Source organism: Chryseomicrobium palamuruense, from assembly GCF_042649045.1.
GTDB classification, from domain to species: Bacteria; Bacillota; Bacilli; order Bacillales_A; family Planococcaceae; genus Chryseomicrobium; species Chryseomicrobium palamuruense.
The window spans coordinates 68056-92276 of the sequence record NZ_JBHSEF010000009.1; the positions used below are offsets into that span (position 1 = coordinate 68056).

Consider the following 24221-nt stretch of genomic DNA (forward strand, 5'->3'; position numbering starts at 1 on the left):
AACCTGTATGACCGTAAAGAAGCGTGCGTTACTTGATGAACAAGCTCCGAACCGTTCCACAGGAATCGTGAACGGGGAGTCATCCAACATTTTAAACTGGGATGATGTCCGGTTCCGCTGGGCATACCCGAAATACAAGAAGATGCTCGGCAACTTTTGGACGCCTTTTGAAATCAATATGAGTCAAGACATTCGCCAGTTTCCGGAACTGACAACAGCAGAGCGGGAGTCGTTTTTAAAAATCATTGGACTTCTTGCGCTGCTCGATAGTGTGCAAACCGATTTTGCGGGGAAGGTCGCTGATTACCTGACCGATTCGAGTCTTTCCGCCTTGATGATTATTCTTGCGCAGCAGGAAGTGATTCACAATCACTCGTATTCCTATGTATTGTCGAGCCTGGTTACCGAATCCGAGCAGAAGCGCGTCTTCGACTACTGGAGGACAGAAGAGAGCTTAAAAGCACGGAACCGTTTTGTGGTGGCAGGCTATGACTCGTTTGCAGAGGAACCGACGGTCGAGGGCTTGGCCGATGCCATTGTCTATGACGTGATATTAGAAGGGTTATTCTTCTATTCCGGATTTGCATACTTTTATCACTTGGCACGTCATCAAAAAATGGTCGCCACCAGCACAATGATCAATTACATCAACCGAGATGAGCAATTGCATGTCGACCTGTTCGTGAAAATCTATCAAGCCTTACTGGATGAACACCCACATTTAGATACAGACGACAGACGACAGCAAGTGACGAAAACATTCCGAGAAGCGGCAGAACTTGAAATCGATTGGGCCTATGAAGTGATCGGATCGAAAATCGAAGGCTTAGATGTAGATGATGTAGAAGAGTATATTCGGTTTATGGCAAATGTGCGATGCACTCAACTAGGGGCCGAAAAACCCTATCCACAGGTCCGTCAAAATCCACTTCGATGGATTAAGGCCTATGAAGAGGTCGACCAAGGCAAGACCGATTTCTTCGAACAAAAATCGCGCCAATATGTGAAAGTCAACGTGGCGGATAACGGTTTTGATGATTTGTAATACAAAAAGACACATTCCACTTCATTAGGGAATGTGTCTTTATTTGGTCTCGCGTAAATCAACATTATCGATGTAGAGCACGAATGTATGACCTTCATCCGTTATCCGCTCAAGATCAATCGTTTCTTGTTGACCTTCTAGTTCGATAGCCATTTCTTTTGTCTCAGGGTATTCATCCAAGTCCGGACGTGAAACGACTTCTTGTTCCGTCGCAGGCTTACTTGGATTGATTTCTTCGTCGGAAACGAGTTCGCCTCGCTTCTGTGTCATAAAGTCGGAAGAGAGAAAGTAGATGAGGCCAATCATCAGAGCTGTTAAGAAAAGGACGTAAGCAATGGTTTTTCGCACAGTTGGCAACCACCTTTCTACTTTCTTCCTTCCCGCATTTCCTAGCACTAACACTTACTGAAGAACTTCAAGGGTCTTGAGCATGGCATGGAAGCGAGCTCCGTGACCTTCTTGAGCTTCTAAGAACACGGTTTGTGTAACAACTATAGAGGATTCATTATGTTGTTGATCAAGTACATAGATGGTCGTGACTTCACTCGAAGGGGCGTCACCTTCCCGCACATGCAATTTGTATCCAATAACAGGTTCGGTCACTGGTTCGGATTCAATCGTCGCACCCGGGTACTTTTCTTCAAGCCAAGCCGCTTTTTCTGAAGCAAGTTCTGTCGGTTTTTTTCCTGGAATCGTATCGATTTGAAGGCCGACCTCCGGGTAATCGCCACTCAATTGATTATGAGCTTTCAAAAATACCGTTGATTCATCGGTTACATTTGAATCGAACGAAATATCATAACGTTCATCATCTACATAGAGAAGATAGGCTAAGTTTCCAGGCGTGACGCGAACCATGGGAATCATCTCTTCCGTTCCCTCGATTTGAAGTGGGACTTCTTTTTCATCTGGATAGCGCTCTCTCAATTTGTTCAGCTCTTGCTCGAAATATCCAGGTTCGCCTCTAGTTAGTTCATCATCTCCATCAGTAGACGTTGTGGAGTCTTGATTAGAAGAACTGGGAGATTCAGAAGGCCCTGAATCTGTCGCGACTTCTGGTGCTTGGGCATTCATTGAAAAATAGAAGATGGCCCCAATCACTATAAACATGGCGGCTACTCCGGCAATCCACGTGCGTTGCATCATCAATCGTCTCCTTTCCTTTCGTTTGTCTCGTTGCATCTCTTGATCAATCCGTGACCATACGTCTTCTATGTCGTGTTGTTCCGTCGGTAGTTTCTTCAATTCGTTCTCCCAATTTTCCATTTAGACGCCCTCCCCATAAGCGATGCGCATCAGCTCTCTCGCTTTTGCGAGTCGCGATTTTAGCGTGTTGATATTGAGTGATAAGATATCTGCAATCTCGTGTTCTTTCCATCCATCCATATATTTTAGGAGGAGGGGGACGCGATACGACTCTGGTAGTTTGGATACGGCATCCATCACATCACTGTAGGGTTCACGTGAAGGGGTGGCCTGTTCGAGTTTGGTACTATCGGTTGGATAGCTTCGTGCTTCTTGTTTCTGCAGTCGCCTGCATTCATTGATGAGGATACGATAGAGCCATGGCTTGATTGGTTGGTTCGAATCATACGTATCCGAAAAGCGGTAGACACGTAGAAACGTTTCCTGCAGCGCATCTTTTGCAAGCTCACGGCGTCCCGTGATGGCAATTGCCATACGTAACATATCAGGCGCATGGGTTTGATAAAGTTCATGTAGTTGTGACCGGTCCATTTGGAAGCCCCCTTGCTCTTACACATATAGTACCTTGCAAACAACAAAAAAGTTGATGGGATATCGAAAAAGATTTAGGGAACAAAAAAACCGCCATCCCAGGCGGTTTTGTTACAACTATTTATTGACCACGTAGATGCCAAATGCGACAAACGCAAAGGCAAAGCCGACCATTACTCATTTCTTCGATAGATTCATATGTTCCCGCCTTTTTTTACTGCATTGTAGCCACGTAGGAAAGGGGAATCAATGAGTTGAGCCTAACCACAGGCACCCACCGAAAACAACAAGAAGAAACAGGGTAAGGTAAATATCTAAACGACGAAATGGTACTTGATGAAAATAAGTCCGCTCCCGTGTACCTGTGAATCCACGGGCTTCCATAGCAAAAGCCGTGCGTTCGGCTTTTCGTACCGCGCCGGCGAGAAGAGGAATGGCAACCGTCCGCAAAGAAAGTAAGCGACTAATCGCACTTTGATGGGTGCCCCCTTGACGCATACGTTGCACTTGGCGAATCTGAATAAATTCCTCTTTTAGAACCGGTAAAAACTGATAGCCGACGAGTAAACTATAAGCAAGCTTCGGAGACAGCCTTAGGTGCTGCATCAAACTCATGATAAAGAGCATCGGTGATGTGGTTAAGACAAACAACAGAGATAGGGAAGAGAACGCCAGCACCCGGAAACTTAGAGAAAAGGCTGTCGCTAGACGGTCCTCACTTGTCCCAAAGGCATACGTCGTCCAGAAATAGCCAATAGCCCCGATAGCAAACGGCAGCATGAGCAAGAACCACCGCTTCCAAGAGATGCGTGCGAATAGAAGTTGCAAAATCAGCACAGCAATAAATACATAAAGCGGTGTCCACGGGTCAAAGTAGAAAGCGAGTGCAAAAATGACGACAAATGTGACGAGCATTTTAACGGACGGATTCATACGATGTAGCCAGGTTTGCATCTGTGTCACTTCCTTTCGGAGCCAGTAATCGGTAGGCTTCAAGTATGTCAGGAGATGAAAATACCTTGTCCGGACAAAACGGTCCTTGAACTTCACCGTTCTTCATCAACAACAGATGGTTCGCAATACGACTAGCAAATGCCATATCATGTGTGACGACGAGGAGTGCATTTCCTTCAGCGGCCACCACTTTGAGGGCATATTCCAATTGAGAGAGCGCAAAGGAGTCTTGCCCGGCTGTCGGTTCATCCAGAAGAAGAACCGGGTGACCATCATTGAGCATAGCGGCAACGGCTGTCCGGCGTTTCTGTCCCTGGCTAACGGCGAAAGGGTTCGCATCCGCTACCGACTCAAGTTGCAACAGCGCAAGAAGAGAGTCGGTGTTCTTTCCCCCGCCAAACTGTACTTCTCCACGAACCGAAGGGGTAAGGAATAAGAATTCAGGCGATTGCGGTACATAGCCGATGGCATCCATCGAACGGCTACCGCTAGATCGAATAATTCCGGCGAGTGCTTTTAGCAAGGTCGATTTCCCGCTGCCGTTAGGACCAGCAAGTACAGTGATTTCCCCACCCACTAAGTGAATTTCTGCTTCTTTTACAATCGGGAGAGCCGCTAATCTAGCTGTATATTCAAAACGAGTTGTTATAGGTTTAGGTCTATACGATTCTCTACTCTTTTCTGACGAATGGATACTCGACAGTTCATACACCACATCAAAAAAGTCTCCCCAAACGTCTGCTTGATGATCAATCACAAGAACGGTCCAGCCGTTTCGCTTTTGAAGATCCCCAAACCATTCTACATAGTCTCTCGCCGTGACGGGGTCTAAATGCGCGAGTGGTTCATCAAGCAAGAAAATGGAAGGTTTCATCAGAAGAGCACAGGCTGTCGCGACCCGTTGTTTTTCTCCACCAGATAGAGTTTGAATGACACGGTTCCGAAAGGCAGTAAGTCCTGTTTCTTCTAGTACTCGTGTAATTTCTCCATCCATCTCGTCTCGTGGCACACTTCGGTTCTCGAGTGTGAACGCGAGTTCTTCTTCTACAGTCGGCATACAAAACTGGCTGTCCGGATCTTGAAAAACCGTGGCAATTTGCTGACTGACTTGTCCTGGAAGAAACGATGCGTATGGTTCACCAAACAGCGTGCGTTCTCCGGAAACAATACCATCACAAACATCTGGGTACAGCCCGTTGACTAAATAAAACAACGTCGACTTGCCGCAACCACTTGGCCCTTTAATCAGCCACTTCTCCCCAGCATGGATGGTGAAAGAGATCTGGTCGAGAATTTGTTTCTCTTCCTCTTCCGGATACGCAAAGGTAACGTTCTGAAAAACAATGGCTTCACGCACGCGCATCACGTTTCTGACGCGCAATCGCATAGCCGCGTAATGAACCTGTTGCGTATAGTCCGTTGACAATTAAGTGGCCTCCGTAGCCGGCGATGACAGCTCCGCTTAAGATACGTATGCCAAGCATCAACAGGACGTACCAAGGGGATAAGGCTGCAAATCCACCGAGTAAGTAACCATAAACAAAACTGAAAATCGCAGCAAGGACCCCTGCCAAGATATAAACAGGTAAGTCAAACCGGCGATAGCGTGTGGCAGCAAATGCTGCTTCCGCCCCGAGGCCTTGCACAAGACCTACCAGAATCAAACGAGGACCAAGAGCGTTCCCAATCAATACTTCAATGGTAGCCGCCATTACTTCCGAAATCAACGCAGCACCAGGTTTACGTATGATAGCCATGGCAACAATGGAGACGAGGAACCATACCCCGAAAATCCATTCATACGCAATCGGACCAATGAGACTGGACCAGATATTGCCGATGTGTACGAAAACAAGGTAGATGATTCCGAAAACGACAGCAAGTAAGGACATCAAGACGACTTCTTTCAATTTCCATTTAGCGAGCATGTTCAGCACCTCCGTGAGAAGGGCTGTGAATGCTCATATTGATAGTCATTACAACATGAGGATGCTCCCCAATCTGTGCTTCTGCAAACGTTTCTTCGTAAAAAGAGAATACGTCTTTGAGAGACCCATGGATTCCGGTCGCATAGTGCATCGATTCGTTATAGACACCGCGCTCTTTCGCACGGTTGATCTCGCGATAAATGGTTTCCATGTAGTCGCTCTGGTTCAGGGGATAGAGAGAGAACTGGCTCGAAACGTAAGGTCCTTCTGGAATTTCGTTCTTCACAGCATCTTCAATTCCCATATAGGAATCCCCTGCCGTATCACCCGGACAGCCGACCGAAAACGTCGCATTCATCGCCATGTGTTTGCCGTGGGATGCCGCTTTTTCTGTAAGAGCGGTTAAGGCATTAAAGACATGCGGGCCTTCTCCTCGAATGACGGTCGAGACGTCATCGGTGTGGCGCCAGACTGTGGAAAGATCCACTTCCGCCAGAGCACCTTGAATAATTGAGATAAATTCTGAATCCATCGGATGAAGCGAGAAACGACAACCGATGATTTTACTTGTTCCACATTGCATGGGAACGCCTCCTTTGAGAAAAATGGGAAAAAGAAAAGCTACATCCGCGAAAGATGTAGCCACTGCTTCCCATAAAACAAAGAAAGAGTCACTACACTTCCTCACGCAGGTATTATCCTGATCGAGTCATAAGGGATCGGAGCTCACGCTCGCATCTCAGCCAATTTGGGCACCCCTAGTGCAGGTTTCGGTATGTAGTTCTTTTTCGCCCTCATCATAGCAGACTAAAAAATGTTTCGCAAGTAGGGAAGGAAAAAGAAGGAATGGTTCGTTTGTAAACCGAAGTAGGTAATAGGAAAGTGAGGAATGTGAAATGGAACAATGGATTGATGAAATGTTTACAACTGAACGACTTGAAAAGGCGGCTCATTTATTTGGGGCAGATGCCACGGATGCCATTAAACGAGGCGACTTTGAGAATTACGTATACGAGGTGAAAAAAGACGGAAAACCATACATGTTGCGATTAACGCACACGTCACACCGTTCAAAGGACCAAGTGATTGCAGAACTCGAATGGGTCAATGATTTACATGCACGTGGGCTCCATGTTTCTATGAATCATTTAAGTCTAAACGGGGAGCTTGTAGAAGAGTTAGTACTTGAAGACGGTAGTTTTTTAGCGTGTCTCTTTGATAAAGCACCTGGCGTATCTGCATATGAAATGAAGGACTCGTTTACAAATGAACATATACGTGAGTGGGGACGGGTAACAGCTCAGTTTCATGAAGCGGCAAGTTCGTATCAAGTGAAGAAAGGTTCTCGTCCGCATTGGTATGAAGACGATTTGATTAGTATCGAGGACTGGATCGATTCAGCAAAAGATGCAGAAATCATTCAACTGAATAAGAAAATTGTGGAAGAGATTCGCAACTTACCTACAACCCCCGACGTCTATGGAATCATCCACTCCGATATACATCAGGGCAATTTCTTTATTGACGAGAAGACCCTTCATGTCTTTGATTTTGATGACACGATGTTTTTCCACTACATCCATGATGTGAGTATTCCTTTATACTACACCGTGTGGGCGCGTCACCGTAATGAATCCCTTATGGTACGTTCTGAAAAAGCAATGGAATTTTTCATTCCTTTTGTGGAAGGGTACACGGAAATTCGACCATTAGAGCACGAATGGCTTAAGCAGTTACCACTATACTTAACGTTACGCGACTTGACTTTATATGCCGTGTTTCATAAAAAAGTAGATTTGGAAGCAGAACCGAACTTAAAACCAGTTGTTGAAGAGTTAGGTCGACGTTTACGTATAAACGAACCGATTGCTGAATTAGATCTGACGAAACTGATAAATGATGTATTGAAGTAAAGAAACAAGGGTATAGAAGCAGTGCAGACTAAGAGAAAGAAGGTGACCCATGGAGACAGCGATCATCATCCCTTCCTACAAACCCGACGAAAAATGTCGTGCGATCATCGATGAGCTCATTGCTTCAAAGTTTCCCCATATTATTGTTGTGGACGACGGTGGAGAAGAAGAATTTGCTTCGTTCTTTGAAGACATCAAAGCGTTTCCGGAAGTGACGGTTCTTCATCATGCGAAGAATCAAGGGAAAGGCCGTGCTTTAAAAACTGCATTTCATTACATACTGAACGAAAACGTTCCGGTGGATGGTGTCATCACGATCGATGCAGATGGTCAGCATTTGTTATCGGACATGCTGAAAATTGCAGAGCGTATGAAACAGAAGCCGGATGCTGTGATATTAGGGGCACGTGACTTTTCCCACAAGGCCGTCCCGTTCCGGAGTCGATTTGGAAACAGGTTTACACGCGTATTGTTTCGACTTTCAACGGGGACCGTTTTAACGGATACCCAAACAGGGTTACGAGGGTTTCCTGTACAACATTTGCCGCTTTTCTTATCCATCAAAGGCGAACGTTTTGAATATGAGATGAATGTACTTGGTAGTTTAAAAGCAAACAACATCCCAATCGAAGAAGTCGAAATTGAGACGGTGTATTTAAATGAAAACAAATCTTCTCATTTTCACCCGCTACGTGATTCGTTCCACATTTATAAAATCTTTTTACTTTACGGACTTTCTGGAGGCGCTTCTTTTGCACTCGATATCGGCCTTTATTCTCTTTTCATCTATTTCTGGAAAGAAGATGCTCCCGAAATGTTTATCATCTTCGCCACGATTGCAGCACGGGTATTGTCGAGTCTCTTTAATTATTTTGTGAACCGACATAAAGTATTCGGGCAAGGATCTAGTAAGTCGTTGATCCGGTACTATGTATTAGCTGCTTTTATTATGGCGGTTTCTGCTGGCTCAGTTCATCTGCTTTACAATGAGTGGCTGGGTCGAGGAGAAGTTGTATTGAAGGTGCTGGTTGATACGATTTTGTTTATCTTTGGCTTTGTCGTTCAACGAGCTTGGGTGTTCAGAAAAGAAGAGTAAAGAAGCGCATGAGCCTTGAGCTCATGCGCTTTTATAATGTCAGTATATAGGAATGGGACGGTTGCGAAGTGATGGGTTGTTCAAGTCTATACCAACTAACTCGCTTCATTCGTTCACTGACATTCATCTGAATGTGGCGTTCGCATGTATTGACGATTTCTACAATTGTTGCACCCGGGATATTAAACTTCTGTGCGGCAGCCTCATAAGGTTCACGACTAAGAAGGAGTACTTTAAACTCCTCTTCGGTCGTCGCACGATCTGCGAGGGACTCTTCGTAGTTGACTACGAATGTATAGATTTCCCGTTGTCTCTCAGGAAGCTTACGAATTTCACTTTGAGCAGCAAAGTGAAGGGCAATCTCATTCATGTTATCACCTACCAGCTGGCTTTTTTGATGCCAGGAATTTGACCTTTGTGGGCCAGTCCACGAAAAGCAATGCGCGACAGTTTGAACTTACGTAAAACGCCTCGCGGACGTCCCGTGAGTTCACAGCGATTTTTTAAACGACTAGGAGATGAATCCCGCGGCAATTTGGCTAATGCAGCATAGTCACCTTTTTCCTTTAACTCTCTTCGTTTCTCTGCGTAACGAGCGACGAGCTCCCGCTGTTTTTTGTCTCGAGCGACTTTCGATTTCTTTGCCATTCTTTTTCCTCCTTCAGTATATCAAAGAATCTAGATACATAATTAATAAAACGTAACGATTACGATTTATGTATGTTGATACTTTATCATGAAGAGAATACAGAGTGCAAGCCTAACTTTCAGTGAGAGTATTTGTACGCAAAGCCATTAAAAAAAGCCGCCAATAGACGGCTTTTCTCACGATTCTTTTAATGCTTGGATCACATCGATTTGTGTCGCTTTTCGTGCAGGACGCCAACCGGAGAGGACGGCAACTCCGATACTGATGACTGCTGCAATCAAGACGAGCTGCCAAGGGATATACGATACGATAATACTCATATCCGTTGGTGCATCTTCATCAATGGAACTGAACACAATTATTGGCACGATCCAATTGACGAGAATACTGATGCCATAGGAAACTGTGACGGCAATCACGGTCCCGATGAGGCCGATCATCGTGCTCTCCATCAAAAACAGACGCTGAATCAAGCGTGGTGGGGCACCGATTGCTTTCATGATGCCGATTTCCCGTGTACGCTCCGTAACCGCCATAGTCATGGTGTTGAAAATACCGATGGATGCAATCAATACCGCTACTGTTCCCACGATTACAAGACCAATTTGAATGGCTCTAAACAACATGTTCATTTGACCCAGCTCTTCAGTGACGGAATAGACGTAGAAGCCGTCCTCTTTCAAACTTTCAGTCAAGTCACTCACGTATTGGAAATCGCTTGCATGTACCGTCACATTTTTATCTGGCTGTTCTATATCAAAGGCAGCTAAGACAGGGGGAGCCATGTCGTTAGATGTATAAATATTTTGGTCATACGCCCAGTCTTTCGTAGGCGGTTTCGCGATACCTGTAATGATATAGGTCTGAGAGGCATTCACTTCATTTGTTTCATGATCCAAGATATCGATGGAAATTTCTTTACCAATCAATGTGTCACGAATGGTGCCGGCAAGTTTGGTTTCTTCTTCATAGTAGTTTTCAGCAGATTCCAATTGCTTTTGCTGTTCCTCTGTTAGGTAACTGTTGGCAAATTGATATCCGACGACAACTTCGTTGTTAGTACGTGGCATCGTTCCCGAAGCGAGAGCCAAATTCGCTTGCTGTTCCGCTTCTAAATCAGTATAGACAAGGTTGCCATACCCTTCTTGCCCATCGAGTTTCACGTTTGCATAGCCAGGAACAGAAATACGTTCCACGACCGTCTTGACATTGTCTTTGTTTCGGATGGAGTCAATTTCTTCATCCGTTATCACACCACCGTCTTGTTTTCCGTGAAGTTCAATTTCTGTCACGATACGGTTGGAAAGCACTTCATCTTGAATCGTCTTATGTAATCCAAACCCGACAGATGCAATGATGATTAAAAATGCACATCCCATCGCGGCGGCTAAGATGGTCATAAACACACGTAATTTGTTGCGTTTCATATGTTGAGATATAAACTCTCGTTGATCCTTAGCTAACATAGTGCGCCTCCTCGGTAATCGCACCGTCATGCATGCGGTACTGGCGATGTGCTGTTCGCGCCACTTCTTCGTCATGTGTGATGATAACAAAGGTGATGCCAAATCGTTCATTTAAAAGCTGAATAAGCTGGAGGATTTCTTGTTCCGTCTCCGAATCCAAACTTCCCGTAGGTTCGTCAGCTAAGAGTATAGAGGGTTTCCCTATCAAAGCCCGGCCAATACTGACACGTTGTTGCTGACCGCCTGACAATTCATTCGGATAATGGTCTTCTACTTCGAGCAAGCCGACTTGTGTGAGCATTTCTTTCACACGTGCTTGTCGTTCGACTTTCTTTACACCTTGTAATTTAAGTGGCAGTTCTACATTTTCAAATGCCGTCAATCCGGGCATCAACTGAAAACTTTGAAAGATAAAGCCATAATTCTGCAATCGGAAATTCGATTTTTCCGTCTCATTCTTAGAAGTGATTTCCTGTCGGTTCACTTGAATCGTGCCGGAATCTGGACTCATAAAGCCAGCCACTAGATTAAGTAGTGTGGATTTCCCCGAGCCACTCTTCCCGAGGATAGCCACGATCTCTCCTTCAGCGACATCTAAACTGACGTTCCGAAGCACCGGAACTTTTTTCTCGTTTCCTTTTTTACCAATGGCAAATGTGTGATTCAGTTGGTGAATCGCAATCATTGGAACACTTCCTTTCTTGTATAATCTAAGTATAGAACGTAAATCTTACCAAAAAGGTACCGACATTCTGAAGAAATTCTTAAGAACACAAAAGGGGATATACTCATGTTTGAAATGATTACAAAACCAGGGGAATATACGCTAGCCGATCAAAAGAAAGAGCCAAGTATTTCCGTAGAAGAATATAGAGAAGGACTGAATAAGTTAATAATAGAGTGGCAGCAAGGAGATACACCCTATCTGTCTCTATTAATGGATCCAGTTTTTGAAGAAGAGTTGAAGAATCAAGGATTTCGAGTCGTGTCAACGATTGTAGAACATGAGCGAGGATTAATAGAAGAATTGCCACAGATACTCCAGTCATGGCGAACTCTCTACGCGAGTGAGCGAACCGATAATCAGTTTGCAGATATTTATGAAGCGTGTAAAAGTGGGTCCGTTAATAAGAATCAATTGTTTACCATGGATCAAATCATGGAATCCCTCCGTTTGGAACTCGGGGAAGGATGGAGAGAGCTTGCGATGTTGTTTTATGAGCAAGACGAAGTGATAGGAATGGCCATACCTCATATCGAACCCAACACGACTTCGGAGGGACGACTCTTCTATTTCGGGATGATGCCGAAGTGGCGGGGAAAGGGAAAAGCTACAGTTTGCCACGCAACTGCCCTTCACCGTCTGAAAGAACTGGGGGCTTCTCATTATGTGGGCAGTACGGATACGTCCAACATAGGTATGATTCGTATTATGGTAGCAAATGGTGCAGCAGAAAGAGACCGCAAAGGCATTTATCGTATCGATCGAAACTGACTCTGTTGAAATCTCCAGAGTATTACCCATCGCTTCCTATGCATGTAAAAAAAGAGAATTGATTGCATGAATTCTGAGTATACTGACGATTTGAAGGCGACAGTGTTTCACTTTTCATTCCAGCAAACATATGGTATAAATAATCTTAGTATTCTACTAGGATTAATAATATGAGGGATAGAGGAGCAACGAGAGTGGGAAAAGAATTTTTACACATCTTTGATGAGTGGGCTGAACAATATGATGCGAGTGTCAGTGGGCAAGACCCGCAATATGCGGATGTGTTTGAACGATATGAAGAGATTCTTGATGCGGTGGCGGCACGAGTGCAGGGAACTGTTATTGAATTTGGGCCTGGAACAGGGAATCTTACAAAAAGGGTTTTAGAAAAAGGTGTCGAAGTAGTACCAGTAGAACCTCATGATAAGATGAGGGAGCTGTTTCAAGAACGCTTTACAGATCTACAGGTGCAAGAAGGTGATTTACTCGAGTTTGCCGTTCCAGAGCAACCTATCCACGGGTTCATCAGTAGCTACGTCTTTCATCATTTAACAGATGAAGAAAAAGGCATCGCCTTAAAGAAATATGCGTCGATTTTACCTGTGAATGGAAAAGTCGTATTTGCCGATACTGTCTTCATCACGGAAGAAGCGAAGCAGAATCAGATCGATAAAGAAAAAGAACGCGGATTTGCAGCTGTCGCAGAAGACTTGGAACGTGAATACTATACAACGATTCCAGTGCTTGAGAATCTGTTCCAAGAGGCTGGATTTACCGTCACTTTTACACAAATGAACGACTATGTCTGGCTCATGGACGCCACTTTAGGAGGAGATTCGAAATGAAACAAATGAATGTAGAAAGCTTTAACCTCGATCACACGGAAGTTGCCGCACCGTATGTTCGTCTTGCAGGAACGAAATCAGGTCAAGCAGGTGACATGGTATTAAAGTATGACATCCGTTTCAAACAGCCGAATGAAGAGTTTATGGAAATGAAAGGCCTCCACTCATTGGAGCATTTAATGGCCGAGAACATTCGTAACCACACCGACAAAGTGGTCGACTTAAGTCCGATGGGATGCCAGACAGGTTTCTATCTATCTTTCATCAACCATGACAACTTTGATGAGGTCTTAACGATTCTCGAAAAAACATTAGAAGACGTATTAGAAGCAACAGAAGTACCGGCTTGTAACGTCGTGCAGTGCGGCTGGGCAGCGAACCACTCATTAGAAGGTGCTCAAGAGATTGCACGCGACATGCTTGCGAAAAAAGATGAGTGGCATATCGTCTTCAAGGAAGGCGAAGAGGCATGATCTACACACACGTGCATCAATTGATTGGGCAGACACCGCTCTTTGAAATCTCACAAATGGAGATTCCCAATCAGTGCCGCATCGTGGCAAAACTGGAATATCTAAATCCGGGAGGCAGTGTCAAGGACCGTCTTGGCATTGCCTTATTGCGTGATGCGGAAGAACGTGGCAAGTTACAACCTGGTGGCACCGTCATTGAACCGACAGCAGGCAACACCGGAATCGGACTGGCGCTCGCAGCAGTTGGCCGAGGCTACCGAGTCATTTGTGTCGTACCGGAAAAATTCAGTGTCGAAAAACAGAAATTGATGAAGGCGCTCGGTGCAGAGCTCGTCAATACTCCGACTTCAGAAGGCATGAAAGGCGCGATTGCCAAAGCACATTCCCTTGCGAAAGAAATGCCGGGTAGCTTTGTGCCGGGACAGTTTGAAAACCCGGCAAATCCTGGTGCATATGTAGATACATTAGGTCCGGAAATCTATGAAGCACTTGGTGGTAGACTTGATGTGTTTATAGCCGGAGGGGGCTCCGGTGGCACGTTCCAAGGAGTTGCTACCTACTTGAAACAACAAGACTCGTCCATTCGCACCGTCATTGTCGAGCCTGAAGGTTCCATTCTAAACGGTGGGGAAAGCGGGCCACATGACACTGAAGGCATTGGCATGGAATTCATTCCGACATTTATGAACTCAGACCTGATGGAAGGTATTCATACCATTACAGATCGCGAGGCATTTTACTGGATGCGCGAACTTGCGAAAAAGGAAGGATTACTTGTCGGTTCTTCCGCGGGAGCAGCGTTTGCAGCAGCTCTAAATGAAGCAGAGACGCTTCCGGAAGGCAGTGTCATTGCCACGGTATTTGCAGACTCGAGTGAACGTTATTTAAGTAAAGATGTATACGAATTATGGAAAGAGGAGGATTCACATGCGTGAAAAAACGAAGTTAATCCATGCAGGAATTGTGGGAGACGCAACGACGGGAGCAGTCTCCACACCGATTTATCAAGTGAGCACGTATAAGCAAGAAGCCGTCGGAAAGTTTAACGGCTATGAGTATTCTCGTACAGGCAACCCGACACGCCATGCACTGGAAGAGTTAATCAAAGATTTAGAGAGCGGGCACGCCGGTTTTGCATTTGGTTCCGGAATGGCTGCTATCACATCTGTGATGATGCTGTTCTCATCAGGGGACCACATCGTCGCAACCGATGATGTCTATGGCGGATCATACCGCGTCCTGACAAAAGTCTTGAATCGCTTTGGTTTAGATGTAACCTTTGTAGATACCTCGTCTTTAGAAGCAGTGGAGGCGGCGATCAAGCCGAACACAAAAGCTTTATTTATTGAGACACCAACCAACCCACTATTGAAAGTTTCCGACGTGCGTGCACTGACAGAACTGGCAAAGTCGAAAAATATTGTCACCATCGTCGACAACACATTCATGACCCCATACTTGCAGAAACCACTGGAGCTCGGGGCAGATATCGTGCTTCATAGTGCAACAAAGTACCTTGGCGGGCACAGCGATGTTGTAGCTGGCCTCGTTGTGGTGAATTCTGAACAGTTGGCGACAGATATGCATTTCGTGCAAAACTCTGTAGGAGCTATTTTAGGGCCACAAGATTCATGGTTGTTGATCCGTGGGATTAAGACATTAGGACTTCGCATGGAAGAACACATTACAAGTGCACAAAAGATAGCGGAATACTTAGACGGACACGAGAAAGTCGGCAAGGTCTATTACCCGGGACTCGCTGCTCATCCAGGCCGTGACGTGATGGCAGGGCAATCTCGCGGATTTGGTGGAATGATTTCCTTTGATGTCGGTTCTGCCGAAAAAGCTGACGAGTTACTATCTAAACTTCGTTACTTTACATTAGCGGAAAGCTTAGGTGCCGTCGAGAGCTTAATCTCTGTACCAGCACGTATGACACACGCATCGATTCCGGCTGAGCGCCGTGCAGAACTGGGCATTGTCGATGGACTCGTACGTATCAGCGTAGGTATTGAAGATGTCGAGGACCTGTTAGAGGATTTAGAGCAGGCGTTGTAGTAAAATAAACCCCCTTCATTCACTACTTAAGTGAGTAAGGGGGTTTAAAATTTAAAAAGGAAGTCGGACTCATCCGACTTCCTTAAGTGCAGGCCAAAGCGTTGCACCGCTATTAGTAATATATATCATAACAAACAACTATATACTTGTAAATAAATTGATTTTACAAATAGTGCTCAAGAGTTCTTACTTTATTTCTTGCATCCGTTCCTAGGACGGAAGGATAATCTGAAAATGGTATAGATTCTTTCAAGCTTTCAGAGTATGATTTAAAATCACGAGAATCACACTTTCAGCAGATAACACAGGCTCTTTCGAAGACGACACCACAATGCTACACTTAGGGAAACAAAAAGAATTTTATGATAGGACAACCACTCAACTACAAGGAGCATGCATCTATGACAAACTTACTGAAAATCGGCATCGTCGGAACAGGGGTAATGGCTGAGCGGATGATGAACAGCTTTGCGAACCATCCCCGTTTACAAATAAACGGCATCTGTGACGTAAACGAAGAACGTGTGAAGGAACTTGCAACTAAGTTCGATACAGTGGCCTACACGAATTATCAAGATTTATTAGATAAGCAAGACCTCGATATCGTCTACGTGGCTGTTCCGCCGAAGTGGCACCATGAAGTAGCAAAGGCAGTTCTTACAAAAGACATTCATATCTTATGTGAGAAACCACTCGCAAATTCTGTTGAAGAAGCAGCGGAACTACTCGCATTATCAAAAGAAAAAGGTGTAGTGACAGCGATGAACTTCCCTCTCAATTATGAAGAGGGGACGCGTGCATTTGAGCGATTGATTCAAGACAATTATGTAGGTAAGTTACGCCGCGTAGAGTTGCGCATGGAATTTCCGAAATGGCCACGTCCACGACAACAGAACAGCTGGATCAGCACACGTGAACAAGGCGGCTTTGTATTTGAAGTAGCAGGACACCTCGTTCAACAGATCCTCCGTACCTTTGGCCCGATCGGTGATGTGAAGGCGGACCTTGAACTTGCTGAGGATCCAGCTCTCTCGGAAACGGGTATTATGGCAACGATGCAACTCAAATCAGGTGCTCCCGTATACTTTAACGGCATTGCTGGAACAGCAGGGACGCATAGCCAAGATATCGAACTGACAGCGTATGGCTCAGAAGGAACCGTTAAACTTTCTAATTATGCACACCTCACAGCCGGAAAAATAGGCGAAGAGTTGGTGCACATCCCACTTGAAGACAAAGTGCGCACCGAAGAATTGATAGACGCTTTTGTAGCGGCGGTGGAGGGTCAAGACGCGGAACTATATGACTTCCAAGTCGGATACGATGTCCAAGTGGTACTCGAGAAATTACGTCAGGTAGAGTAATAAACGAATGATGGACACCCGCATGCTGATTTTAAGTGTGCGGGTATTTTTATGGGTGTCCCGTGTACTGTTTCCGTGGATGACCATTTACACGTAAAAAGCCCAGTATGCATGCACGTTTTAAATGCTTGAACCAAATGGGTCCTTGAACCGACCCAAACACAATCTCGAATGATGCCAAACGAGGCCTTCAATGGACCTAAGTTGCTCGCCTCTACCTCACAAGGACCTTCCATGAACCAAGTAAGTGTTCCAACCGAACCAATTACGCTCTTCAATGAACCCAACTCTTCTTAAAACGCATAATCCCCCACCAAATCCACTCAAAGCCACCACCCCATCAAGAAACCATTTTGCAAGAATTCCGGCACTTATCCATGATTTCAAACAATGATTTTCTTCCTATATTTATTTCTGAAATTCAGGGCTTGAAAATATACAGAAATAGGAGCACTATATAGTGGAATCCTAACAAAAATAAATAACAATTGACTTATATAACTAAGAGATTATATAATCACATCGGATGGAGGTCCTTTGTATGCAAACCACTCATCATCAATTATCGATTGACCATATGTCCCACTTATTAAAACTCATCAGTGATCCGACGCGTCTGACCATGCTGAAAGTAATGCAGTCGAATGAGTGCTGTGTCTGTGAATTTGTCGAAATGTTTGAAATTAGCCAGCCAGCAATTAGCCAACATCTTAAGAAACTGAAAGATGGAGGACTTGTTCATGAAAAAAGGAATGGGCACTGGATTTTTTACTCACTTAATCCCGCCTATCCTCATTCAGAGATGCTTGAAACGGTCTTAGATGCTGTGACAAGTCAAGACGGACGCATTGAAGAACTGACTAAAAAAGGATTACGTGTGAGCTGTAACTAGAGAGGAGCACTACTTTGTTTTCAGTCATTGCTGCAGCCGTCATATTTATTGTGACGCTGATTTTTGTCATATGGCAGCCAAAAGGGTTGTCGATTGGATGGTCTGCTACGGCAGGGGCTGTTCTTGCATTACTCGTAGGAGTCGTTGATTTTGGCGATGTCGCCGATGTGACATCGATTGTTTGGAATGCGACACTTACTTTTGTTGCCCTTATTTTAATTTCCCTGATTCTCGATGAAATTGGATTTTTTGAATGGGCTGCTTTACATATGGCACGCATCGCAGGAGGCAATGGGCTCCGGATGTTCATTTATGTGATTTTACTCGGTGCTATTGTTGCGGCGCTCTTTGCAAACGATGGAGCAGCTCTTATCTTGACGCCTATCGTTCTCGCCATGGTCCGAAACTTGAAGTTTGAAGAGAAAATGATCTTCCCGTTTATTATTGCCAGCGGATTTATTGCGGATACGACCTCACTTCCGTTCGTCATCAGTAACTTAGTGAACATCGTTTCTGCCGACTTTTTCGGAATCGGCTTTATCGAGTATGCGAGCCGGATGATTGTGCCGAACTTCTTCTCACTGGGAGCAAGTATTCTTGTCCTCTATCTATTCTTCCGGAAAAGTCTTCCGAAGAACTATGATGTCGCTGACTTAAAGCTTCCTGTTGAAGCAATTAGAGATAACCGTATGTTCCGGATCTCTTGGATTGTCCTTGCCGTTCTCTTAGTCGGCTACTTTGCAAGTGAGCCACTTCATATTCCGGTTTCCTTTATTGCGGGAATCGTGGCGATTGTATTTTTGGCACTGGCTCGTCGCAGCCCAGCCGTCCACACAAGAGCAGTTGTGAAAGGGGCACCGTGGGCCATTGTATTCTTCTCGATTGGCATGTATGTCGTGGTTTACGGTCTCCGGAATGCAGGACTGACATCCGTTCTAACAGATGTGATTCAGTGGACTGCTGATCAGGGCTTGTTCGCAGCGACCATCGGAATGGGCTTTATCGCAGCGATTCTGTCATCTGTTATGAACAATATGCCAACGGTTATGATTGATGCACTTGCCATTGCGGATACGAATACCACAGGAATCGTTCGCGAAGCCCTCATTTACGCTAATGTGATCGGATCCGACCTTGGACCAAAAATTACGCCAATCGGGTCTCTCGCGACGTTGCTATGGCTCCATGTTCTCAGCTTAAAAGGTGTGAAGATATCATGGGGTACGTACTTTAAGACCGGAATCATCTTAACGATTCCTACATTGTTCATTACGCTTGTTGGCCTTTACATTTGGTTGCTTATTATTTATTAAGAGGAGTGCTTAACGATGGAAAAGAAAATCATTTATTTTTTATGTACCGGAAACTCATGTCGTAGCCAGATGGCCGACGGATGGGCAAAAAAACTTCTCGATTCAAGCGAGTGGGAGGTATACAGTGCAGGAATTGAAGCACACGGTGTGAATCCGAAGGCTGTGAAAGCGATGAACGAAGTCAGGATTGATATTTCGGAAAACACATCGGATATCATCGATCCGGATTTATTAAACCGCGCAACGATTGCTGTGACTCTATGTGGGGATGCAGCAGACAAATGTCCGATTACTCCCCCATCTGTACGCCGTGAACATTGGGGATTCCCTGATCCAGCAAAAGCAACAGGTACAGACGAAGAAGTATGGGCAGTCTTTCAAGATGTGCGTGATGCCATCGGGAAACGTATTGAAGAGTTTGCGAAAACTGGAAACTAAATAGATATACAAAAGAGAGGCCTCGGCCTCTCTTTTTTTAATAATCCTCATTCAAATACCGATACAAGGTCGATTTGCTGATATTGGTCATCTCTTTGATTTGCTTTAATGTATAGTCCCCACTCAAATAGAGCGCAATGGCACGGTTCACATTATCGTCTTTCTTCCGAGGACGGCCCGTCGCTACCCCGCGTTCCTTTGCTTCTTCCATAGCGGCTTTCGTCATTAGGCTCGTCGCTTCGGCTTGAAAGGTAGCCAGCACATGAACAAGGTCTGAAAAAGAATGCGTGAGTGCTTCATCCATTCGAATGCCTTCCTCAATAAAATAAACCGCCGCTTTTTTCTTTGTAAACGTTTCGAGAAGGGCCTGTAGCTGATTCAATGACTGGGCAAAACATGTGAGGGACGTAGTATAAACGACGTCGCCTTGTTGCAGGCCATCAATCATCTCGGCCAGCTGATCATTTGAGCGATACTGCTCTTCATGCACAAACTGATCAATAGGATAAGCCGACAAAGCCTCTCTTTGCTTGTTACCCGATTCATCTTGTGTTGAATTTCGTATATATCCATACTTCATTTGATTCTTCCTTCCCAGAAGCACACCTACTGATTGGTTCCAAAAGGGTTCCTTTTTGGAACTTTACGTGATAAACTAATTCAATCAGAAAAACGTAAGAGGTGTACATGTTGATAACTAAACTTAAAAACGAATGGTTTGGAAACATTCGTGCAGATATATTGGCAGGAATCGTTGTGGCGCTTGCCTTGATTCCGGAAGCCATTGCCTTTTCCATTATTGCAGGAGTAGACCCTATGGTAGGGCTCTATGCATCTTTTAGTATAGCAGTGATTATTGCATTTGTCGGTGGGCGTCCGGGAATGATTTCTGCGGCCACAGGAGCGATGGCGCTTCTGATGGTTCCTCTTGTTCGTGATTATGGTCTCGACTATTTACTAGCTGCCACCATCCTAACTGGAATCATTCAGATTATTTTTGGCGTATTGAAGGTCGCAAAACTCATGCGTTTCATACCGCGTGCCGTCATGATTGGCTTCGTTAATGCACTTGCCATCTTGATCTTTATGGCACAAGTGCCTCACTTTTTAGGCATTAGCACAATGACCTATGTCTTTGTTGCGGTGACACTTGCGATCGTTTACATCTTACCGCGGTTTTTTACAGCCATTCCGGCACCATTGATTGCCATCGTCTCGTTGACTGCGCTCGTGCTGTTTTCAGGAATTGAACTGCGATCGGTCGGGGATCTTGGCAACATTTCTCAGACATTGCCAAGCTTCTTTATTCCGGATGTGCCGTTTACATTTGAAACACTACAAATCATTTTCCCGTATGCACTTGCGTTGTCAATTGTTGGACTTCTAGAGTCTCTGTTAACTTCTCAGATTGTCGATGACATGACAGATACCGACAGTGATAAGAACAAAGAGTCACGCGGGCAAGGGATCGCCAACTTTGTAACAGGTTTCTTCGGAGGGATGGCAGGTTGTGCAATGATTGGCCAGTCCGTCATCAATGTAAAGAGTGGCGGACGTGGACGGCTTTCTACATTCGTTGCCGGCGTACTTTTGATGTTCCTGATTATTGTGCTCGGAGACCTCGTCGTGCAGATTCCGATGCCGGTTCTTGTTGGGATTATGATCATGGTGTCGATTGGAACGTTTGATTGGGGTTCATTTACGTATCTTAAGAAAGCACCTCGCACAGATGCCATTGTGATGATTGCTACCGTCAGTATTGTTGTGATTACACATGACCTATCGAAAGGCGTTCTTGCCGGAGTCCTTCTCAGTGCTGTGTTCTTCGTTGCGAAAATTTCTAAACTCAAAGTGGAGAGAGCGATCGATAGCGGAATCACACGGTATACGATTCAAGGTCAATTGTTCTTTGCTTCCGTCGAGGATTTTGTAGCAGGAATTGACCTCACTGAACGCGAAAGTACTATTCATATTGATTTTACAGACTCCCATGTATGGGACGACTCAGCAGTCGGGGCCATTGATAAAGTTGTGATGAAGCTTCGGCAAAATCAAAATGACGTTGTCCTCACAGGGCTCAATGCATCTAGCCGAAAAATCGTCGAGAAGCTCGCAATCTACAATCGCGAAGACGCAAAACTTTCAGCGCATTAAACAAAGGGGGACGGGGAGATGTATCAACACATCGTACTTGCAGCAGATGGTTCAGAAAACGCATTGCGCGCAGCAAAACATGCAGTGGAACTCGCAAAGCTTGGGAACGCAAAGATAGAAATCATTTTAGTGGCAGATTTTAAAAAAGCGAAATACGAAGTATTACACGCGGAGAGTAACGAGGCGCTAGATTATGAACGCCGGCAAAAAGTGCGTCCTGTAGAAGAGCTATTACTTGCCGAACATGTTCCGTATGAAGTGAAAATTCTTCATGGCGAACCTGGACCAACGATTGTCGAATACGTCAATAACCAGAAGGCCGACCTCGTCGTCATCGGAAGTAGAGGTTTAAACTCTCTGCAAGAGATGGTGCTTGGTAGTGTCAGTCACAAAGTTGTGAAGCGTGTGAAAGTACCTGTCCTCGTTGTGAAATAACAAAAGGAGTCCTTAGGGGCTCTTTTTTTGGTTTCCCAAAAAATAGGTTGTTTTATATGTCGTGTCGTGATATAGTCGAGTTACGACATAGTGAAAGTAGGCTCATTTATGGATAAACGGATCAAGCGCTATCTTCCCATGACCGAATCCGCCTTTTACATCTTACTTGCCTTGACGGAACCAAGACACGGGTACGGAATTATCAAGCAAGTGGGTGAGATGACAGAGGGGCGTCTCAAGCTTGGGTCAGGCACGATTTATGGCACGCTGACGAAGATGCAAGAAGACGAGATGATCACCGTCTATGCGGATGAAAAACGAAAGACCATCTATGAAATCACCGATGTAGGTAAACTCATCTTGCGTTTAGAGTTTGAGCGCTTGGATGAACTGCATCGTAACAAAGAGCGGTACAAGGGGGGATTTGAATGAACGTATTTCGACCACTGTGGAGCTACCGAATTGAACAGACAGAGAACTGGTTAACCGAACAGGCGTCGAGTGGAAAACGTCTCGTATCGATAAATCGGTGGACACGTGTGTGTACATTTGAACAACAAAGGGCTTCGCTGCAACGTACCGATTAACGCGAAACAAAAAGACGAATCTAGGTCTCGCGCGTCTGGAGAAAAAAGGATTGGGGGCGGATGGGCACTTCATTCGTGGACTATTGTAAAGAACTATTTCATTCAAAAACAGAACATGTTAGAACAGTAAATACGAGGGGGATTCAAATGATTACGTATCCACAGTTAAAAGAACGTGCAACGATTGGTGTAACGGCACCATCATCCGGAGTTGAAGAAGGACTGCATCACTTACTGACATCTGCACAAAAACGATTCGAGTCGGAAGGGCATACGTTGAAGTTCGGTCAAACCGCCTGGACCCAAGACAAAGCCAAATCTGCGCCAGCACAGGTGAGAGCGCTAGAGTTTTTGGAAATGATGAACGATCCGGAAGTGGATGCGATCATTCCACCGTGGGGTGGCGAGCTTCTTATTGAAATTCTTGAGCACCTAAATTTCGATGAACTGCCAGCAAAGTGGGTGCTCGGGTATTCCGATACAAGCCTTCTATTGTTTGCGATGACACTTAAAACAGGCATCGCGACAGCGCATGGCGTGAACTTGGTCGATTTACGTGGAGAGTATTCGGATGCGGTGACGGCGAAGTGGAGAGAGGTGCTTGCAACAGAAGCGGGCGGGGAAATCGAACAGGTCTCTTCTGAACAGTATCAACTCGAATGGAACCATGCCGAACCCACACCATGTGTTTACAACTTGACTGAACCAACGGATTGGAAGACAGTATCGGGTAAGCCGGTTCTTATGAATGGGCGTTTACTCGGCGGCTGTATCGACATTATTCGCAACGTCGTGGGCACCCCATACGGAGATGTGAAGGCTTTTCAGGAAGAACGAATTTCCGATGAACCACTTATTTGGTATTTTGAGAATTGTGATATGGAAACGACTGATCTTAAGCGCGCTCTCGTCCAGATGAAACTTGCCGGTTGGTTTGCCAACTGTTCAGGTATTCTATTCGGTAGAAGTCCGGCGAATGGACCAGTGGATAATTACACGATTGAAGATGTATACAAAGAAATCGTAGAAGACCTGCAAGTCCCGGTTGCCTATGACATCGACTGCGGGCATGTGCCTCCTCAAGTCACGCTGATTAACGGGGCATACGCAGAAGTAGAAGTGGCAAATGGTAAGGGGAGAATTTTGCAGAGGTTTATTTAGATACAACTAGACCAGAGTTTCAAATACCAAAAAGGACTAAGCCTATTTTAGCGTTGATAGGCTTGGTCCTTTTAGATGATTTGAAAATTCACCCCCCGGCATTTCTTGTAATTCAAATTTTAATGTCAAATTTCATCACTTCCTAAAAGGTATTAAACATATATACAAGGTATCACGCGCGATGCCGTATCAGTTCATATACAAAGTATAATGTATGT

Annotated in this window: 29 protein-coding genes and 1 riboswitch; of the genes, 17 read left to right on the forward strand and 12 right to left on the reverse strand. The window is 45.1% G+C overall.

All coding sequences use genetic code 11. The features are described from left to right. The first annotated feature begins 7 nt into the window (after window positions 1-7). Window positions 8-1045: a ribonucleotide-diphosphate reductase subunit beta gene (locus tag ACFO0S_RS01710; RefSeq protein ID WP_378139520.1), complete on the forward strand. Its 1038-nt coding sequence runs from the start codon at window positions 8-10 to the stop codon at window positions 1043-1045. A 39-nt stretch (window positions 1046-1084) separates the two neighbouring features. Here ACFO0S_RS01710 and ACFO0S_RS01715 read toward each other — a convergent pair whose 3' ends face one another. The 7 genes from ACFO0S_RS01715 to ACFO0S_RS01745 all read right to left on the reverse strand — a co-directional run bounded on the left by ACFO0S_RS01715 (window position 1085) and on the right by ACFO0S_RS01745 (window position 6247). Beyond that, window positions 1085-1393 carry a hypothetical protein gene (locus ACFO0S_RS01715; RefSeq protein ID WP_378139522.1) on the reverse strand — a complete coding sequence of 103 codons (309 nt, stop codon included), beginning with the start codon at window positions 1391-1393 and terminating at the stop codon, window positions 1085-1087. Between the two features lie 54 nt (window positions 1394-1447). After that, on the reverse strand, window positions 1448-2311 hold the full coding sequence (locus ACFO0S_RS01720) for a hypothetical protein (protein ID WP_378139524.1): 864 nt from the start codon (window positions 2309-2311) through the stop codon (window positions 1448-1450). Further along, entirely contained in the window at window positions 2312-2782 is a 471-nt protein-coding gene (locus ACFO0S_RS01725; protein ID WP_378139526.1) for an RNA polymerase sigma factor, read from the reverse strand. A gap of 246 nt (window positions 2783-3028) precedes the next feature. Further along, window positions 3029-3736, reverse strand: a complete 708-nt coding sequence (locus ACFO0S_RS01730) for an energy-coupling factor transporter transmembrane component T family protein (RefSeq protein WP_378139528.1) — start codon at window positions 3734-3736, stop codon at window positions 3029-3031. Beyond that, window positions 3699-5162: an ABC transporter ATP-binding protein gene (locus ACFO0S_RS01735; RefSeq protein ID WP_378139530.1), complete on the reverse strand. Its 1464-nt coding sequence runs from the start codon at window positions 5160-5162 to the stop codon at window positions 3699-3701. Before ACFO0S_RS01735 ends, ACFO0S_RS01730 begins: the two co-directional genes overlap by 38 nt. Beyond that, window positions 5086-5664 (reverse strand): ECF transporter S component, encoded by a 579-nt coding sequence (locus ACFO0S_RS01740; protein WP_378139532.1) that lies wholly within the window; start codon window positions 5662-5664, stop codon window positions 5086-5088. The genes ACFO0S_RS01735 and ACFO0S_RS01740 overlap by 77 nt, the downstream gene beginning before the upstream one ends. After that, on the reverse strand, window positions 5654-6247 hold the full coding sequence (locus ACFO0S_RS01745) for a YkoF family thiamine/hydroxymethylpyrimidine-binding protein (RefSeq protein WP_378139534.1): 594 nt from the start codon (window positions 6245-6247) through the stop codon (window positions 5654-5656). Before ACFO0S_RS01745 ends, ACFO0S_RS01740 begins: the two co-directional genes overlap by 11 nt. Window positions 6248-6328: 81 nt before the next feature. After that, window positions 6329-6434: riboswitch (TPP riboswitch) on the reverse strand. Window positions 6435-6560: 126 nt separating this feature from the next. On the opposite strand from ACFO0S_RS01745, the gene ACFO0S_RS01750 reads away from it, so the two are divergent. After that, window positions 6561-7577: a phosphotransferase enzyme family protein gene (locus ACFO0S_RS01750; protein ID WP_378139536.1), complete on the forward strand. Its 1017-nt coding sequence runs from the start codon at window positions 6561-6563 to the stop codon at window positions 7575-7577. 49 nt (window positions 7578-7626) lie between these two features. Next, a complete protein-coding gene (locus tag ACFO0S_RS01755) occupies window positions 7627-8673 on the forward strand; it encodes a glycosyltransferase (RefSeq protein ID WP_378139538.1) in 1047 nt (348 codons plus the stop codon). A gap of 31 nt (window positions 8674-8704) precedes the next feature. Here the strand turns inward: ACFO0S_RS01755 and ACFO0S_RS01760 are convergent, their stop codons facing one another. From ACFO0S_RS01760 to ACFO0S_RS01775, 4 genes are all read right to left on the reverse strand, one after another. Next, window positions 8705-9043, reverse strand: coding sequence for a hypothetical protein (locus tag ACFO0S_RS01760; RefSeq protein ID WP_378139540.1), 339 nt, complete (start codon window positions 9041-9043; stop codon window positions 8705-8707). A gap of 8 nt (window positions 9044-9051) precedes the next feature. Beyond that, window positions 9052-9321, reverse strand: coding sequence for a 30S ribosomal protein S14 (gene rpsN, locus ACFO0S_RS01765; RefSeq protein ID WP_378139541.1), 270 nt, complete (start codon window positions 9319-9321; stop codon window positions 9052-9054). A 177-nt stretch (window positions 9322-9498) separates the two neighbouring features. Beyond that, window positions 9499-10788, reverse strand: coding sequence for an ABC transporter permease (locus ACFO0S_RS01770; RefSeq protein ID WP_378139544.1), 1290 nt, complete (start codon window positions 10786-10788; stop codon window positions 9499-9501). Beyond that, the gene (locus tag ACFO0S_RS01775) at window positions 10778-11473 is read right to left on the reverse strand and encodes an ABC transporter ATP-binding protein (protein WP_378139546.1); all 696 of its coding nucleotides are present in this window, start codon (window positions 11471-11473) and stop codon (window positions 10778-10780) included. Before ACFO0S_RS01775 ends, ACFO0S_RS01770 begins: the two co-directional genes overlap by 11 nt. Window positions 11474-11578: 105 nt before the next feature. Between ACFO0S_RS01775 and ACFO0S_RS01780 the strand changes: the two genes are divergently transcribed. The 9 genes from ACFO0S_RS01780 to arsC all read left to right on the forward strand — a co-directional run bounded on the left by ACFO0S_RS01780 (window position 11579) and on the right by arsC (window position 19666). Beyond that, the gene (locus ACFO0S_RS01780) at window positions 11579-12283 is read left to right on the forward strand and encodes a GNAT family N-acetyltransferase (protein ID WP_378139548.1); all 705 of its coding nucleotides are present in this window, start codon (window positions 11579-11581) and stop codon (window positions 12281-12283) included. A 194-nt stretch (window positions 12284-12477) separates the two neighbouring features. After that, entirely contained in the window at window positions 12478-13128 is a 651-nt protein-coding gene (locus ACFO0S_RS01785; RefSeq protein ID WP_378139550.1) for a class I SAM-dependent methyltransferase, read from the forward strand. Next, complete coding sequence (locus ACFO0S_RS01790) at window positions 13125-13601, forward strand: S-ribosylhomocysteine lyase (RefSeq protein ID WP_378139552.1); 477 nt, start codon at window positions 13125-13127, stop codon at window positions 13599-13601. Before ACFO0S_RS01785 ends, ACFO0S_RS01790 begins: the two co-directional genes overlap by 4 nt. After that, window positions 13598-14536: a PLP-dependent cysteine synthase family protein gene (locus ACFO0S_RS01795; protein WP_378139554.1), complete on the forward strand. Its 939-nt coding sequence runs from the start codon at window positions 13598-13600 to the stop codon at window positions 14534-14536. Before ACFO0S_RS01790 ends, ACFO0S_RS01795 begins: the two co-directional genes overlap by 4 nt. Continuing rightward, window positions 14529-15659: a bifunctional cystathionine gamma-lyase/homocysteine desulfhydrase gene (locus ACFO0S_RS01800; RefSeq protein ID WP_378139556.1), complete on the forward strand. Its 1131-nt coding sequence runs from the start codon at window positions 14529-14531 to the stop codon at window positions 15657-15659. The genes ACFO0S_RS01795 and ACFO0S_RS01800 overlap by 8 nt, the downstream gene beginning before the upstream one ends. Before the next feature lie 401 nt (window positions 15660-16060). Next, window positions 16061-17023: a Gfo/Idh/MocA family protein gene (locus tag ACFO0S_RS01805; protein ID WP_378139558.1), complete on the forward strand. Its 963-nt coding sequence runs from the start codon at window positions 16061-16063 to the stop codon at window positions 17021-17023. Between the two features lie 541 nt (window positions 17024-17564). Next, a complete protein-coding gene (locus ACFO0S_RS01810; protein ID WP_378139560.1) occupies window positions 17565-17915 on the forward strand; it encodes an ArsR/SmtB family transcription factor in 351 nt (116 codons plus the stop codon). Window positions 17916-17929: 14 nt separating this feature from the next. Beyond that, window positions 17930-19228, forward strand: a complete 1299-nt coding sequence (locus tag ACFO0S_RS01815; protein ID WP_378139562.1) for an arsenic transporter — start codon at window positions 17930-17932, stop codon at window positions 19226-19228. A gap of 15 nt (window positions 19229-19243) precedes the next feature. Next, complete coding sequence (gene arsC, locus ACFO0S_RS01820) at window positions 19244-19666, forward strand: arsenate reductase (thioredoxin) (RefSeq protein WP_378139564.1); 423 nt, start codon at window positions 19244-19246, stop codon at window positions 19664-19666. Between the two features lie 37 nt (window positions 19667-19703). Here the strand turns inward: arsC and ACFO0S_RS01825 are convergent, their stop codons facing one another. Then, window positions 19704-20246, reverse strand: coding sequence for a recombinase family protein (locus ACFO0S_RS01825; protein WP_378139566.1), 543 nt, complete (start codon window positions 20244-20246; stop codon window positions 19704-19706). Between the two features lie 110 nt (window positions 20247-20356). On the opposite strand from ACFO0S_RS01825, the gene ACFO0S_RS01830 reads away from it, so the two are divergent. The 5 genes from ACFO0S_RS01830 (at window position 20357) to ACFO0S_RS01850 (ending at window position 24003) form a co-directional block, all read left to right on the forward strand. After that, window positions 20357-21820, forward strand: a complete 1464-nt coding sequence (locus ACFO0S_RS01830) for a SulP family inorganic anion transporter (RefSeq protein ID WP_378140389.1) — start codon at window positions 20357-20359, stop codon at window positions 21818-21820. 18 nt (window positions 21821-21838) lie between these two features. After that, window positions 21839-22255 carry a universal stress protein gene (locus ACFO0S_RS01835; RefSeq protein WP_378139568.1) on the forward strand — a complete coding sequence of 139 codons (417 nt, stop codon included), beginning with the start codon at window positions 21839-21841 and terminating at the stop codon, window positions 22253-22255. Between the two features lie 108 nt (window positions 22256-22363). Continuing rightward, the gene (locus ACFO0S_RS01840; protein ID WP_378139570.1) at window positions 22364-22687 is read left to right on the forward strand and encodes a PadR family transcriptional regulator; all 324 of its coding nucleotides are present in this window, start codon (window positions 22364-22366) and stop codon (window positions 22685-22687) included. Beyond that, the gene (locus ACFO0S_RS01845; protein ID WP_378139572.1) at window positions 22684-22842 is read left to right on the forward strand and encodes a hypothetical protein; all 159 of its coding nucleotides are present in this window, start codon (window positions 22684-22686) and stop codon (window positions 22840-22842) included. The genes ACFO0S_RS01840 and ACFO0S_RS01845 overlap by 4 nt, the downstream gene beginning before the upstream one ends. Window positions 22843-22989: 147 nt before the next feature. Next, window positions 22990-24003, forward strand: a complete 1014-nt coding sequence (locus ACFO0S_RS01850; protein WP_378139574.1) for a S66 family peptidase — start codon at window positions 22990-22992, stop codon at window positions 24001-24003. The last annotated feature ends 218 nt before the right edge of the window (window positions 24004-24221 follow it).

What these genes read in the sequence shown, in the direction of transcription:
- ACFO0S_RS01710 (WP_378139520.1), top strand. Translation starts at nt 8, where the DNA reads ATGACCGTAAAGAAGCGTGCGTTACTTGATGAACAAGCTCCGAACCGT.
- ACFO0S_RS01720 (WP_378139524.1), bottom strand. Translation starts at nt 2,311, where the DNA reads ATGGAAAATTGGGAGAACGAATTGAAGAAACTACCGACGGAACAACAC.
- ACFO0S_RS01725 (WP_378139526.1), bottom strand. Translation starts at nt 2,782, where the DNA reads ATGGACCGGTCACAACTACATGAACTTTATCAAACCCATGCGCCTGAT.
- ACFO0S_RS01730 (WP_378139528.1), bottom strand. Translation starts at nt 3,736, where the DNA reads ATGCAAACCTGGCTACATCGTATGAATCCGTCCGTTAAAATGCTCGTC.
- ACFO0S_RS01740 (WP_378139532.1), bottom strand. Translation starts at nt 5,664, where the DNA reads ATGCTCGCTAAATGGAAATTGAAAGAAGTCGTCTTGATGTCCTTACTT.
- ACFO0S_RS01745 (WP_378139534.1), bottom strand. Translation starts at nt 6,247, where the DNA reads ATGCAATGTGGAACAAGTAAAATCATCGGTTGTCGTTTCTCGCTTCAT.
- ACFO0S_RS01750 (WP_378139536.1), top strand. Translation starts at nt 6,561, where the DNA reads ATGGAACAATGGATTGATGAAATGTTTACAACTGAACGACTTGAAAAG.
- ACFO0S_RS01755 (WP_378139538.1), top strand. Translation starts at nt 7,627, where the DNA reads ATGGAGACAGCGATCATCATCCCTTCCTACAAACCCGACGAAAAATGT.
- ACFO0S_RS01760 (WP_378139540.1), bottom strand. Translation starts at nt 9,043, where the DNA reads ATGAATGAGATTGCCCTTCACTTTGCTGCTCAAAGTGAAATTCGTAAG.
- rpsN (WP_378139541.1), bottom strand. Translation starts at nt 9,321, where the DNA reads ATGGCAAAGAAATCGAAAGTCGCTCGAGACAAAAAACAGCGGGAGCTC.
- ACFO0S_RS01770 (WP_378139544.1), bottom strand. Translation starts at nt 10,788, where the DNA reads ATGTTAGCTAAGGATCAACGAGAGTTTATATCTCAACATATGAAACGC.
- ACFO0S_RS01775 (WP_378139546.1), bottom strand. Translation starts at nt 11,473, where the DNA reads ATGATTGCGATTCACCAACTGAATCACACATTTGCCATTGGTAAAAAA.
- ACFO0S_RS01780 (WP_378139548.1), top strand. Translation starts at nt 11,579, where the DNA reads ATGTTTGAAATGATTACAAAACCAGGGGAATATACGCTAGCCGATCAA.
- ACFO0S_RS01790 (WP_378139552.1), top strand. Translation starts at nt 13,125, where the DNA reads ATGAAACAAATGAATGTAGAAAGCTTTAACCTCGATCACACGGAAGTT.
- ACFO0S_RS01795 (WP_378139554.1), top strand. Translation starts at nt 13,598, where the DNA reads ATGATCTACACACACGTGCATCAATTGATTGGGCAGACACCGCTCTTT.
- ACFO0S_RS01800 (WP_378139556.1), top strand. Translation starts at nt 14,529, where the DNA reads ATGCGTGAAAAAACGAAGTTAATCCATGCAGGAATTGTGGGAGACGCA.
- ACFO0S_RS01805 (WP_378139558.1), top strand. Translation starts at nt 16,061, where the DNA reads ATGACAAACTTACTGAAAATCGGCATCGTCGGAACAGGGGTAATGGCT.
- ACFO0S_RS01810 (WP_378139560.1), top strand. Translation starts at nt 17,565, where the DNA reads ATGCAAACCACTCATCATCAATTATCGATTGACCATATGTCCCACTTA.
- arsC (WP_378139564.1), top strand. Translation starts at nt 19,244, where the DNA reads ATGGAAAAGAAAATCATTTATTTTTTATGTACCGGAAACTCATGTCGT.
- ACFO0S_RS01825 (WP_378139566.1), bottom strand. Translation starts at nt 20,246, where the DNA reads ATGAAGTATGGATATATACGAAATTCAACACAAGATGAATCGGGTAAC.
- ACFO0S_RS01835 (WP_378139568.1), top strand. Translation starts at nt 21,839, where the DNA reads ATGTATCAACACATCGTACTTGCAGCAGATGGTTCAGAAAACGCATTG.
- ACFO0S_RS01840 (WP_378139570.1), top strand. Translation starts at nt 22,364, where the DNA reads ATGGATAAACGGATCAAGCGCTATCTTCCCATGACCGAATCCGCCTTT.
- ACFO0S_RS01845 (WP_378139572.1), top strand. Translation starts at nt 22,684, where the DNA reads ATGAACGTATTTCGACCACTGTGGAGCTACCGAATTGAACAGACAGAG.
- ACFO0S_RS01850 (WP_378139574.1), top strand. Translation starts at nt 22,990, where the DNA reads ATGATTACGTATCCACAGTTAAAAGAACGTGCAACGATTGGTGTAACG.